This is a genomic window from Streptomyces africanus (assembly GCF_030816955.1).
In the GTDB taxonomy this organism is placed as follows: domain Bacteria; phylum Actinomycetota; class Actinomycetes; order Streptomycetales; family Streptomycetaceae; genus Streptomyces; species Streptomyces africanus.
This window is the reverse complement of record NZ_JAUSYP010000001.1, coordinates 5,348,957-5,361,653: the sequence shown is the minus strand read 5'-3', so window position 1 is coordinate 5,361,653 and position 12,697 is coordinate 5,348,957. Positions and strand designations below refer to the sequence as shown.

Genomic DNA, 12,697 nt, shown 5'->3' with positions numbered 1-12,697 from the left:
TCGGCCCCGCCCCACACCACCACGCAGGCGCAACCGTCATTCCGTCACGTCGACCGCATACCGGTTCGTCTCCACCCCCGCCGCCGTGACCACCTGGACCTCCACCCGCCCCGGCTCCACATCCGCCGGTACCAGGCACGGTCAGCAGCGTGTCCGTCGGGTTGTCGAAACCCCCGGGCACCGGCACCAACGGGACGTGGACGTGCACGGCACCCACGCGGACGACCATCCTGGCCAGCCGGTCCGCCCCCTGCGCACCCGGCGGCACGAAACCGGCACCCCGGATCTCGATGTCGTCGCCCGTGCGGATCGGCCCGTCCAGGTCCCCCGCCTCCCGCGACCGCACGACGGAGAGGATGACCGGGCGGCCCCCCTCCGCGTACTTGCCCGCCAGGTACGTCGCCGCCGACACCAGGACGACCACCGCCAGCCCCCACGGGAGGTCCGGCAACTGGTCCGGCCGCCGGGCCAGCCGTACCGCCGCGAAGACCAGGGCGACAGCGCTGATCACGACGTACTGGATGTCGGCGAAGGTGCCCCGCCCCGCGTCGTCGGTCAGCAGGTCGGCGGCTCGCGGCCGGTCGGCGGGTACCTTCTGCAGCCGTTGCCCCAGCACTCGAAGCCCGACCACCCGGCGCACGAGCACGGCGATCCCGCACACCACGGCGAGCACGGTCACGACCCCCGCCCCGCGGGCGAGTTCCAGCCCGGAGAGCAGCGCGTCCCGGTCCGCGTGCCGGGACGCGCCCGCCAGCCGCCCTGCCAGCACGAGCACCGAGTAGGCCACGAAGAGCACCCACGCCCCGGCGACCGTACGGGAGGTGGAGAGCCGGTTGTCCTCACCGATGACGGGCGCCAGCGCACCGCCCTTCGCCCGGTGGAACCACGACGCCGCCGTCAGCGCCCCGGCGACCACCAGCGCCGCGGCCAGCCCGGCCGTACGGGCCGCCGTCCAGCCCGCGCCGACCGCGGTGAGGGACTGCCCGAGCAGGAACAGCACGACGGCCGCCCACACGACACCCGCCGTGCGGCGCCAGAGGCCGGCCAGCCAGGCCTGGCCCTCGGCCCGGCCGCGCTCGGCGACGAGTTCCGCGGACTGCGCCAGTTCCTCCGAGACCCACTGCCGGGAAGCCGAGGCGGAGTGGGCCACCGCGGCCGGCAGCCCCTGCCCGGCCGCGAACTCGTCGCGCTTGCGCAAAAACGCGGCGACGGCCCTCCGGTGCCCCTCACGGGCCCCGTGCGGACAGTCCCCACAGGCGCACCCCCCGTCATGCACACCGCCGTACGCGCCGCTGGGCACACCGCCGTGCACACCTCCGGGCGCACCTCCCCGCACGCCGCCGTGGCCGCCCGCATACCCACCGGCATACGCATCTCCGGCCCCACCGGTGTACCGACCCGCGTACCCACCCGCGTCCGCACCGCCCTGCCCCGCCTCGCGCACCGTCACGCCCGACGCCCGCCTTCCCGCGACCCAACCACCGTCGGTCTTCCGGACCCCGGAAACACCGCTGTACAACTCCCGTGCGACGACAGCGGATTATCCCTTCACCACCTGGTCCGCGTCCGCCCGGTCTGGTCAGCACGGGTGAAGTTCGGCGCGCCGTGTTGACCCGGCTGCGAGAATTCCCTTATGGCCGAGATCATCCAGCGTGACGGGGCCTGGGCCTTCGACGGCAGTACGGTCCGGATCACGCCCGGTCTGCACCGCTCGGTGCCGCTGTTCCGGCAGACGTACGGTGAGATCTCCGTGCCGCTGGAGGCGGTCTCGGGTGTCGTCCTCGAACCGGAACGCAAACGCGGGCGGCTCCGGTTGCGGCTGCGGGAGGGCGCCGACCCGCTGCTCCAGGCGACCGGGGGGCGGCTGCCGGACGCGGCCGATCCGTACCGGCTGGCGGTGGAGGTCGACCGGACGGGGGTCGCCGAGTACGTCGCCGAGGAGATCCGCCGCGCGCTGCTTCTCGACCAGGTCCCGAAGGAACCGGCGAAGGCCTATCTGCTGCCCGGCCCGCCGGTTCCGGTGTCGGTGCGCTCGTCCGACGGGACGGTCTCCTTCGACGGGACCCGGGTACGGATCGACTGGGCCGACACCTCCGAGCGGGTCAAACGCGCCACCGGCCCGCGCGTCATCGACCTGGGCGACCTGGTGCGGGTCGAGTGGCTGCCGAACTCCGGCCACGAGGACGGCTTCCTGCGTTTCGTGACCCGCGAGACGGTGTTCTCGAAACTGCCGCCGGAGAAGGACCCGTACGCCCTGGACCTGTGGGGCAGTGTCCGCCGCGACCTGCTGACCGCGCTCGTCGCGACGGCGGTCACCGCCCGGCTGCCGCATCCGTCCACCCGCGCCGCGGCCGGGAACCACGAGTCCGGCGCGCACGGCTCCCGCCCGGCCTCCGCCGCTTTGCCCGCGGCCGACCACCACGACGTCCTGCTGCGCCGCCTGCGCGAGTTGGGCGAGCTGTACCGGGAGGGTGTGCTCACCGACGAGGAGTTCGCCAGGACGAAGGCAGCGGTGCTCCGCGGCTTCTGAACGGCGGGCCGCTCAGCTCAACTCGGCTCAGCTCAGCAGATCCGGCTCGCTCCGGCTGACCTCCCGCCACATCGGCTGGTAGTTGATCCACGCCACCAGGTCGCCCCCCAGCTGCTCCCGCGTCGCCACCGCCATCCGGTGGTCGATGCGGACCGGCCGCCCGGCGGCCTGCGCCGTCAGCTGCACCTGGCAGGACCGTTCCATCGACACGAACCACCAGGCGGCGGCGTCCACCGAGTCGCCGACGGTCAGCAGCCCGTGGTTGCGCAGCACGAGCGCCTTGCGGGAGCCGAGCGCGGCCGCGATGCGCCGCCCCTCCTCGGCGTCGACGGCGACGCCGGTGTAGGCGTCGTAGAGGGCGTGGTCCTCGTAGAAGGCGCAGCTCTCCTGGGTGATCGGCTCCAGCAGCTCGCCGAGGGCGGCGAGCGCCCGGCCGTGCACCGAGTGGCAGTGGGCGACGGCGACCACGTCGGGGCGGGCGGCGTGGACCTGGGCGTGCACGGTGAAGGCGGCCTGGTTGACGTGGTAGCCGCCCTCGACGACCTGGCCGTCCTGATTCGCGAGCACCAGGTCGCTCACGGTGACGTGCCGGAAGGGCATCCCGAACGGGTTGACCCAGAAGCAGTCGGTGTACTCGGGGTCGCGGGCGGTGATGTGCCCGGACACGCCGTCCTCGTAGCCGAGCCGCCCGAAGATCCGCAGGGCGCCCGCGAGCCGTTCCTTGCGGTGCCGGCGTTCGTCCTCCACCGACTCGTGCATGGGCGGCATCGCGAACCGCAGCCGGTCGGTGGGCAGCGGCAGGGGCGGGGTGGGCCCGTGCATAGGTCCTCCAGCGCTGGTTCTACGTACGGGGCGGAAGCTACCGCCGGTCGGGCCGGGAAGAACAGAACCGTTTGGTGAAGATGAGGCGAGCGCCCCGGCGAACGCCTCGTGAGTACCCGTACGTACCCATGCGCACCCATGCGCACCCGTGCGCACCCCCTTCGCCCCCGGTCTCCCCCACCCCACGAATAGCCGACAGAGGATGTCGGGTTTCGGGGTCAGACTCTCCGTATGACAGCGAACTGGGCGGCTTTCGCCACTGCCGAACCGGATCTGGCCGGCACCGTCGAGAAGCGCTTCGGCGCCTACACCCACCACGTCCTCGCCACCCTCCGGAAGGACGGATCGCCCCGCACCAGCGGCCTGGAGGTGCGGTTCCTGAACGGCGAGCTGTGGCTGGGCATGATGCCGGACTCGCTCAAGGCGCTCGACCTGCGCCGCGACCCACGCTTCGCGCTCCAGGCGAACCCCGGGGAGGGCACGGGCATGGGCGGCGGCGACGTGAGGATCAGCGGGCGGGCGATCGAGGTCGACGACGTGGAGACCAAGGCGCGCTACGTCGAAGAGGTGGAACCGCCGGAGCCGTTCCACCTCTTCCGTACCGAGCTCACGGAGGTCGTACGGACCTACGTCGAGGACGACAAGTACCTCGTCGTCCAGGTCTGGACGCCCGGCGAGCCCCTGCGCACGATCAAGCGCACGTAGGGGTCACTCCCACTCGATCGTCCCCGGCGGCTTCGAGGTGACGTCCAGGACGACCCGGTTGACGTCCTTGACCTCGTTGGTGATGCGCGTGGAGATCCGGGCGAGGACGTCGTACGGCAGGCGCGACCAGTCGGCCGTCATGGCGTCCTCGGAGGAGACGGGCCGCAGGACGATCGGGTGGCCGTACGTACGGCCGTCGCCCTGGACGCCGACGCTGCGGACGTCCGCGAGGAGGACCACCGGGCACTGCCAGATGTCCCGGTCGAGGCCGGCCGCGGTGAGCTCCTCGCGGGCGATGGCGTCGGCCTCGCGCAGCAGGTCCAGGCGCTCCTTGGTGACCTCGCCGACGATCCGGATACCGAGGCCGGGGCCGGGGAAGGGCTGGCGCTGGACGATCTCGTCCGGCAGGCCGAGCTCCTGGCCGACCATGCGGACCTCGTCCTTGAACAGCTTGCGCAGCGGCTCGATCAGCTGGAACTCGAGGTCCTCGGGGAGGCCGCCCACGTTGTGGTGGGACTTGATGTTGGCGGTGCCGGTGCCGCCGCCGGACTCGACCACGTCGGGGTAGAGGGTGCCCTGCACGAGGAACTCCACCGCCGGGCCCTCGTCCGCGATGATCTCGGCCTGGGCCTGCTCGAAGACCCGGATGAACTCGCGGCCGATGATCTTCCGCTTCTCCTCGGGGTCGGAGACCCCGGCGAGCGCCTTGAGGAACCGCTCCTCGGCGTCCACGACCTTCAGCTGCACGCCGGTCGCGGCCACGAAGTCCTTCTCGACCTGCTCGGTCTCGCCCTTGCGCATCAGGCCGTGGTCGACGTACACGCAGGTCAGCTGGGAGCCGATGGCCTTCTGGACGAGGGCCGCGGCGACGGCGGAGTCCACGCCGCCGGACAGCCCGCAGATGGCGCGCCTGTCGCCGACCTGCTCACGGATCGCGGCGACCTGCTCCTCGATCACGCTGCCCGTGGTCCAGGACGGGGTCAGGCCCGCGCCCCGGTACAGGAAGTGCTCCAGCACCTGCTGCCCGTGCGTGGAGTGCATCACCTCGGGGTGGTACTGGACGCCGTACAGCTTCTTCTCGTCGTTCTCGAAGGCGGCGACCGGTACGACGTCCGTGGAGGCCGTCACGGAGAAGCCCTCGGGGGCGGCGGAGCAGGCGTCGCCGTGCGACATCCAGACGGCCTGCTCGGCGGGGGTGCCCTCGAAGAGGGTGGAGGACGACTTGGAGACGTGCAGGTCGGTGCGGCCGTACTCGCGGGCTCCGGTGTTGTCGACGGTGCCGCCGAGGGTCCGCGCCATGAGCTGGAAGCCGTAGCACATGCCGAAGACGGGGACGCCGGCCTCGAAGATCTCGCGGTCCAGGCTGGGCGCGCCCTCCTCGTACACCGACGAGGGCCCGCCGGAGAGGATGATCGCCGCGGGGTTCTTGGCGAGCATCTCGGCGACCGGCATGGTGCTCGGCACGATCTCGCTGTAGACCCGCGCCTCGCGGACACGACGGGCGATGAGCTGGGCGTACTGCGCGCCGAAGTCGACGACCAGGACGGTGTCGGCGGCGCTGGCAGCGGGAGTCGCTGATGACACAGGGTGCCTTCCGGCGGTGGGGCGGGGGTCTTGTGCCACCCGATTCTACCGGGGTGCCGGGGGGCGTCGTCCGGGCGCCGGGGGGGCGGGGCCGTCTCAGGATGCGAACCGTGTTGGACGGCCCCGGAGAGCGGGGCATACTGGACCCATGCTCCAGCACCAGACGTTCGTCTTTACCTATGGCACCCGGCCCGCCGGCTGCCATGGTCGTGCTGCTTGAGCAACTGACAAGCGACTTCCCAGGCGCCCCGGGCCGACAAGGTCCGGGGCGTCTGTCGTCGTCCGGGCCTTGCCGCTCCGGGACACCCCTCGACGACAAGGAGCCCCCATGAACGCCACCGACGTGACCGGCGCCCGTACCCCCGAGGCCGCCGGCGTGATCACCGGCGCGCGTGAGCGCATCGACGCGCTGGACGACCGGATCATCGGCCTGATCCAGGAACGGGCGGCCGTCTCCGCCGTCATCCAGGAGGCCCGGATCTCCTCCGGCGGCCGGCGCGTGAACCTCTCCCGCGAGATGGAGGTCCTCGGCCGCTACCGCGAGGCGCTGGGCAAGCCCGGCACGGCCCTCGCGATGACCCTGCTGGAGATGTGCCGCGGCCGGATCTGAATCCCCGTCCCCAAGGCAGGGGCCGGAACTGAACCCCCGTTCCCCAGGACAGACGTGCGCCCCCTCTCACCCGTACGGCGCGTGACCGTCCCGCGGGCCGCTTCGTTGGTCCCGGTATCCGTGCCAGCCAGGCGCGGGCCTGAGAGAACCACGCGTGGCTCGCTGGAGCGATGAGACGTACGGATCGTGCCGTGCGTCGTGGGACCTCGCTCCAGGGAAGTGACCGGACGGCAGGGGACAGCAGCCCGGTCACCCAAGAGAACGGTCGGCTCCGGGGACGCCCGGGGCCGACCGGCGGACCTTGCAAAAATGCACAAGACCGGGTCGAACGGTTGCGGGCGCCGCGTTCATCCAGCACGATGCGTAGACAGCCCAAGTCCCCTCGTGGGCATCCGCATTGCCCCCTTGCCAGAGGTACAGACCAGCGGCGCACCCCCCGGCGCCGCTTCCAGGCACCGGCGCTGCCCTGACGTCGGTGCTGACGAGAAGAAGGGCCCCGCGGCTCCACCCCGCGGGGCCCTTCTCTCTGCCGTCAGGTGCGCGACACCGTCCCGCACTCGTCCGCGTCGCGGTCGATGTCCTTGCTCCGGTCGTACGGATCCGTCGTCGGACCGCTCGGCGCCGCGCCCGTGGGCTCGCTCGACCGGAACTCCGGGTGCAGATAGCCGTCGTAGACGTCGCAGGAGGAGTTGCCGATCTCCTGGTCGTACTCCAGGAGCAGCAGCCGGCCCTGGGTGACCTGGTACCGCACGGGGTCGGCGAGTTCGACGTCGAGCACCCGGCGCACGATGGTGCGGGTGACCTCGGTGGGACCGTCCGCCCGCACGACGGGGTAGACGAAGGTGTAGTCGGCGCGCACGGCCACGCCCCCGTGCGATCCCTTCTTGAACGTCATGCGGCCGCGGGTCTTGATCACGTCGCCGGCCGGACGCACCTCGTCGGCGTCGAAGCGGCTGAACAACGTCACCGGGTCGTGCTTCCTGCTCGGGGAGCGCAGCGCGGTGCCGAGGTCGTCGAGGACATCCGGCTGCTTGGGGTCGAGCACCGAGAGCGCGGCCTCGGGGCGGGCGCCGCGCAGCGTCTTCGGGTCGAGGTTGGCGCCCACCAGCAGCTTCTTCGTCAGCTTCAGCGCCTGCTCCACACGGTCCTTGGGGACCGGTCCGACGGCCTTGGCCTCGGGCAGCACGATGCCGGCCTCGCCGTCGGCCCAGCGCAGCGCCGGGGAGCCGGCGAACGGCTCGTCCAGGGTGGGGGTTTCGGGGTCCGACGCCTCGGGCGCGGTACTGGGGGCCGCGGTCTCGACGGGCAGCGGTGAGGCGGCGGCCGGTGACTCGTCCGTGCCGAAGGGGTCACCGGGCAGCAGCGACGGCTTCAGCGCCACCAACGCCACGGCGACGGCGAGGGGCACGCCGAGCACGGCCCACAACTTGCGGCGCCGCGCCGCCCTGCCGTTCATCTCCTGCCAGACCGGGCCCGTCCGCCACCCGGGAGGCGACTCGCCCCGGGCCTCCTGCTGTCGCAGCCGCTCGGTCACCATGCGCGCGCGTGCGGACGGCTCCTTCGGGGCGGAGGCATGGCTGTCCCGCTCGGCGTCGCGGATGAACTGTTCCCAGACGTCGTCGGGGATCTCCGAGGCCGACGGCTCATCGTCGGACGGCTTTTCAGACACGAACCCAAGATCTAAGCGGCCGGGAAGCGTCTTCACAAGAAGGTCTTGGGTGTGACTCAGCCCACATAAAAATTCTGTGAATGCCAGCACAACCATTCACAGGTCTCACGGATCAAACCTGCCGAACCAAGGGCCACGCCCGCGCCCCACACGCGGAGGCCTCCCTCAACGTTCGTACCGCACACTGCGGTACGCCCGGACTCCCCGAGGTCTTCATGAAGCTTCGCCGCGCCATGGCAGCAGCGGCCGCCACGGCGGTCATAGCCCCGGTCGCACTGCTCGCGGCACCGGCCGCGTACGCGACCGACGAAACGACGCCCACGCCGAGCACGTCCGTGAGCGAGTCCGCTCCTGAGACGTCGTCCTCGCCGACCACGTCCGCGAGCCCGTCCGCTCCCGAGACGTCGTCCTCGCCGACCACGTCCGCGAGCCCGTCCGCTCCCGAGACGTCGTCCTCGCCGAGCACGTCCGCGAGCCCGTCCTCGCCGGCGCCGTCCACCTCCGAGCCCGAGGAGTCGGAGTCCCCCGACCCCGAGCCCTCGGTCTGCGAGGACACCAAGGTCGACGTCAGCATCTCCGGCCTGCCCGGCAAGATCGCGGCGGGCAGCGGCTGGCACAAGTTCTCGCTGAACGTGCTCAACAACTCCGACTCCACGCTCAACGACCTCGACTTCTTCGCCGGGGCCTCCCCCGACAAGAACGGCGAGGAGCTGTTCTCCAGCAAGCAGGTCCAGCTCCAGGCCTGGGACCCCCAGGACAAGATCTGGGTCGACCTCAACGAGGGCGGCTACGCGGTCGGTTACGTCGGCTACACCGACGAGCTCAAGCCCGACTACGAGGTCAACATCCCGCTGCGCCTCAACGTCAAGCCGTCCGCCCCGGTCGGCGCCGGCTTCTCGCTCGGCGCGACGATCTACGGCGACAACGACGCCGAGTGCACCGGCTTCGGCGACGTGTCGTACAAGTTCCAGATCGTCTCGGCCGGCACGGACACCGGCGGCACCAAGCCGCAGGAAGGCGGCAAGGCGCCCGTCACCGACGAGAAGCCGGCCGGCGACACGCCTGAGGTCACCGGCAGCCTCGCCGAGACGGGCTCCAGCTCCGCCCTGCCGATGATCAGCCTCGTCGGCGGTGCCGCGGTCGTCGCCGGTGCCGGTGCGATCTTCGTCGTGCGTCGCCGCAAGGCCGGCGTCCAGGCGTAAGCCACAGCGGCCGACAGGTCGTTGCACCAGCGGAAGAGGGACCTGCGCTCGGAGGGGGGCGCAGGTCCCTCTTCCGCTGTCCGCTGTCGGTCAGCTCTTCGGCGGTACCGCGGGCAGGCCCAGGAACGGCAGCCGCAGCGCGCCGAACGCGTCCGCCGGGACCGCCGGGGACTTCGGCTCGACCGGCTGGAGACGCTCGTAGGCCGCGCCCTGCCGGGGTCGCGGGTCGGGCTCGCCCTTGTTGGGCCAGAACGACATGGCCCGCTCCGCCTGGGCGGTGATGGTGAGGGACGGGTTGACGCCCAGGTTGGCGGAGACCGCGGCGCCGTCGACGACCGAGATGCCGGGGTGGCCGTAGAGGCGGTGGTAGGGGTCGATCACGCCCGTCTCGCGGGAGTCGCCGATCGGGCAGCCGCCCAGGAAGTGGGCCGTCAGCGGGGTGCCCATCAGTTCGCCGACGTTCGAGCCCGCGAAGCCGTTGATCTCGGCGGCGAGTGCGGACGCGCTCTCCGTGGCCGCCTTGATCTGCTTGGGGTTGGGGGCGCCGTGGCCCTGGCGGGCGGTGAGCAGGCCGCGGCCGACACCCGACGGTTTGAGGTACGTCGTCAGGGAGTTGTCCAGCGACTGCATCACCAGGCCGATGATGGTCCGCTCCGACCAGCGGCGGTTGGACAGGGAGCGCAGCACCAGCAAGGGGTGTTTCGCGGCGTGGGCGAGGAAGCCCAGGACTCGTGAGGTGCCCGAGTTACTCCCGGCGTAGGGGACCTGGAGGATCGACAGGCTGCCCATCGAGTTGGAGCCCTTGCCGTAGCGGACCGGCTCGATGTGGGTGTTCTCGTCCGGGTGGATCGAGGACGTGATGGCCACGCCCCGCGTGAAGTCGGCCTTCGGCGCGCCGTGCGCCTTGCGGTAGCGCCGGTCGTCGGTCTGGGCGCCGACCAGGGCCTCGGAGTTGGTGCGGGTCAGCCCGCCCAGCTTGTCCGACAGGTACGGCAGCTGGCCGCCGGCCTTCATGCGGTGCAGCAGCGTCTGGGTGCCGTACGTGCCGGCGGCGAGGACGACCTGGCGGGCCCTGTAGGTCCGGCCCTTGGCCTTGCGGCGGTCGTCGGTGGGCAGGGTGGCGACGGCGTACCCGCCGCGCGAGTCGTCGGTGACCGAGACGACCGTCGTCAGGGGGTGGACGACCGCGCCGGCCTTCTCGGCGAGGTACAGGTAGTTCTCGTTGAGGGTGTTCTTCGCGCCGTGGCGGCAGCCGGTCATGCACTCGCCGCACTCCGCGCAGGCCCTGCGGGCCGGGCCCGCCCCGCCGAAGTACGGGTCGGGCACCTCCTGGCCCGGCTTCGCCTTCGCCGTGCCGTCGGCGTCCTCGCCGTCACCGAAGAAGACGCCGACCGGGGCGAGGTGGAAGGAGTCACCGCAGCCCATGCGCTCCGCGGCGGCCTTCAGGTGCACGTCGGACGGCGTCATGGTCGGGTTGAGCCGTACGCCGAGCATGCGCCGGGCCTGGTCGTAGTACGGCTTCAGCTCCTCCTGCCAGTCCGTGATGTCCCGCCACTGGGGGTCCTCGAAGAACGGCTCGGGCGGGACGTAGAGGGTGTTGGCGTAGTTGAGGGAGCCGCCGCCGACGCCCGCTCCCGCCAGCACCATGACGTTGCCCAGGAGGTGGATGCGCTGGATGCCGTACATGCCGAGTTTCGGCGCCCAGAGGTAGTTCTTGAGATTCCAGGAGTTCTTGGGGAGGGTCTCGCGGGTGAAGCGGCGGCCGGCTTCCAGGACGCCGACCTTGTAGCCCTTCTCGGTGAGGCGCAGGGCGGTCACCGAGCCGCCGAATCCGGAGCCGACGACGATGACGTCGTAGTCGTAAGCGTCCTGAGGCACGTGCTCTCCTCGCTTCATCACCGGAACCGGAATGCCTTCATCAGGCGCAGGCTCCTGCTCATGAACTGGGCGTACTTCTCGTCGTCCATGCCCAGCGAGGGGGCCATCGGCAGGACTCGCTGGTGGGCGACCGTCTGGGCCTCGGTGTACTTGAGGATGCCCTCGGCGCCGTGGCGGCGGCCGAGGCCGGAGTCCTTCATGCCGCCCATGGGCGACTGGACGCTGCCGTAGGCGGGGGCGTAGCCCTCGTTGATGTTGACGGTGCCGGTGCGCAGGCGGGCGGCGACCTCCCGGCCGCGGCGGGCGTTCTTCGTCCAGACCGAGGAGTTGAGGCCGTACGCCGTGGCGTTGGCGCGCTCGATCACCTCGTCCTCGTCCGTGAAGCGGTAGACCGAGACGACCGGGCCGAAGGTCTCCTCCGTGCAGACGGACATGTCCGTGGCGACCCCGTCGAGGATCGTGGGCTCGAAGAAGTACGGGCCGATGTCCGGTCGGGCCACGCCGCCCGCGACGACCTTCGCGCCCTTGGCGACCGCCTCCTCGACGTGCCGGGTGACGGTCTCCAGCTGGCGTTCGCCGACCAAGGAGCCCATGTCGGCGCCGTACGCCAGGGACGTGCCGAGGCGGATGGCCTTCGTGCGGGCGGCGAAGCGCTCCAGGAAGGCGTCCGCGATGGACTCGTGGACGTACAGCCGCTCGATGGAGATGCAGAGTTGGCCCGCCGAGGAGAAGCAGGCGCGGACGGCGCCGGCCGCCGCCTTCTCGATGTCGGCGTCCTCCAGCACCAGCATGGCGTTCTTGCCGCCGAGTTCGAGGGAGACGCCGACCAGCCGGGCGGCGGCGCCCTGGGCGACCTCGCGGCCGGTGCGGGTGGAGCCGGTGAAGGAGACGTAGTCGGCGTGCCGGACGACCTCCGGGCCGACGACCGGGCCGTCGCCGAGGACGACCTGGAAGACATCGGCGGGCAGGCCGGCCTCGATGAGCAGGTCACGGGCCCACAGGGCGGTCAGGCAGGTCTCCGTGTCGGGCTTCATGACGACCGCGTTGCCCGCGACGAAAGCGGGGAGCGCGTCGCCGACCGACAGCTCCAGGGGGTAGTTCCACGGGGCTATCTGGCCGACCACACCGCGCGGGTGGCGCAGCTCGGTGACCTTGGTGAGGGTCGGCATGGCGCCGGCGTGCCGCTTCGGGCGGAGGTAGGCGGGGGCCTTGCGGCCGTAGTGCCGGGCGGCGACCGCGACGGCCTGGACCTCCTCGTGGGCGTGCAGCCGGGCCTTGCCGGTCTCCAGCTGGATCAGGTCGAGCACCTCGGCCTGGCGCTCCAGCATCAGGTCGTGGAAGCGCAGCAGGACGGCGGCACGCTGCCGTACCGGCGTCTGCGCCCACACGGCCTGGGCGGTGCGGGCCAGGTCGAAGGCCCGCGCCACGTCCTCGGGCGTCGACTCGGGGAGGTCGGCCAGCTTCTCGCCGGTGAACGGCGTGTGGTTGGCGGTCCGGCCGGAGCCGGCCACACCCTTGGTGAGCTGGACGACCAGCTCGGGGGTGACCACGTCGGCGGCGGTGCGGGCGCCCTCCGGCGCGGGGGCGAGGGGGTTCGTGCCGGCCTGTGCCGTGCCGGTCTTCTCCGGGGCGTGCGCGTCCGTCATGAGGCGCAGGGTATGCCCCGGCGGAGCCTTTGGGTACCCGTCGGTAATACG

9 protein-coding genes and 1 pseudogene are annotated in these 12,697 nt (G+C 71.7%); 4 read left to right on the top strand and 6 right to left on the bottom strand.

Annotated features, from left to right (window positions below; genetic code table 11):
• Positions 1-36 precede the first annotated feature (36 nt).
• A pseudogene (locus QF034_RS25010) lies at positions 37-1,312 on the bottom strand (hypothetical protein).
• Between the two features lie 321 nt (positions 1,313-1,633).
• Between QF034_RS25010 and QF034_RS25005 the strand changes: the two are divergent.
• The gene (locus tag QF034_RS25005) at positions 1,634-2,530 is read left to right on the top strand and encodes a DUF4429 domain-containing protein (RefSeq protein ID WP_307177035.1); all 897 of its coding nucleotides are present in this window, start codon (positions 1,634-1,636) and stop codon (positions 2,528-2,530) included.
• Positions 2,531-2,557: 27 nt separating this feature from the next.
• Here the strand turns inward: QF034_RS25005 and QF034_RS25000 are convergent, their stop codons facing one another.
• On the bottom strand, positions 2,558-3,352 hold the full coding sequence (locus QF034_RS25000; RefSeq protein WP_307177034.1) for a class II aldolase/adducin family protein: 795 nt from the start codon (positions 3,350-3,352) through the stop codon (positions 2,558-2,560).
• Between the two features lie 231 nt (positions 3,353-3,583).
• On the opposite strand from QF034_RS25000, the gene QF034_RS24995 reads away from it, so the two are divergent.
• Positions 3,584-4,057: a pyridoxamine 5'-phosphate oxidase family protein gene (locus QF034_RS24995; RefSeq protein WP_307177033.1), complete on the top strand. Its 474-nt coding sequence runs from the start codon at positions 3,584-3,586 to the stop codon at positions 4,055-4,057.
• Positions 4,058-4,060: 3 nt separating this feature from the next.
• Here QF034_RS24995 and guaA read toward each other — a convergent pair whose 3' ends face one another.
• Entirely contained in the window at positions 4,061-5,641 is a 1,581-nt protein-coding gene (gene guaA, locus QF034_RS24990; protein WP_307177032.1) for a glutamine-hydrolyzing GMP synthase, read from the bottom strand.
• Between the two features lie 289 nt (positions 5,642-5,930).
• Here guaA and QF034_RS24985 point away from each other — a divergent pair, with 289 nt between their 5' ends.
• Entirely contained in the window at positions 5,931-6,251 is a 321-nt protein-coding gene (locus QF034_RS24985) for a chorismate mutase (RefSeq protein WP_307177031.1), read from the top strand.
• 532 nt (positions 6,252-6,783) lie between these two features.
• Here QF034_RS24985 and QF034_RS24980 read toward each other — a convergent pair.
• Positions 6,784-7,920, bottom strand: a complete 1,137-nt coding sequence (locus QF034_RS24980; protein WP_307177030.1) for a hypothetical protein — start codon at positions 7,918-7,920, stop codon at positions 6,784-6,786.
• A 233-nt stretch (positions 7,921-8,153) separates the two neighbouring features.
• Between QF034_RS24980 and QF034_RS24975 the strand changes: the two genes are divergently transcribed.
• A complete protein-coding gene (locus QF034_RS24975) occupies positions 8,154-9,122 on the top strand; it encodes an LAETG motif-containing sortase-dependent surface protein (RefSeq protein ID WP_370880847.1) in 969 nt (322 codons plus the stop codon).
• Between the two features lie 90 nt (positions 9,123-9,212).
• Here the strand turns inward: QF034_RS24975 and QF034_RS24970 are convergent, their stop codons facing one another.
• Both QF034_RS24970 and QF034_RS24965 read right to left on the bottom strand, forming a co-directional pair.
• A complete protein-coding gene (locus tag QF034_RS24970) occupies positions 9,213-11,000 on the bottom strand; it encodes a GMC family oxidoreductase N-terminal domain-containing protein (RefSeq protein ID WP_307177027.1) in 1,788 nt (595 codons plus the stop codon).
• Between the two features lie 17 nt (positions 11,001-11,017).
• Positions 11,018-12,646, bottom strand: coding sequence for a succinic semialdehyde dehydrogenase (locus QF034_RS24965; RefSeq protein ID WP_307177026.1), 1,629 nt, complete (start codon positions 12,644-12,646; stop codon positions 11,018-11,020).
• Positions 12,647-12,697 lie beyond the last annotated feature (51 nt).

Bases quoted from the DNA above. Each gene is read 5' to 3' on its own strand.
- QF034_RS24995 (WP_307177033.1), top strand. From the start codon at position 3,584: ATGACAGCGAACTGGGCGGCTTTCGCCACTGCCGAACCGGATCTGGCC.
- QF034_RS25000 (WP_307177034.1), bottom strand. From the start codon at position 3,352: ATGCACGGGCCCACCCCGCCCCTGCCGCTGCCCACCGACCGGCTGCGG.
- QF034_RS24975 (WP_370880847.1), top strand. From the start codon at position 8,154: ATGGCAGCAGCGGCCGCCACGGCGGTCATAGCCCCGGTCGCACTGCTC.
- QF034_RS24965 (WP_307177026.1), bottom strand. From the start codon at position 12,646: ATGACGGACGCGCACGCCCCGGAGAAGACCGGCACGGCACAGGCCGGC.
- QF034_RS25005 (WP_307177035.1), top strand. From the start codon at position 1,634: ATGGCCGAGATCATCCAGCGTGACGGGGCCTGGGCCTTCGACGGCAGT.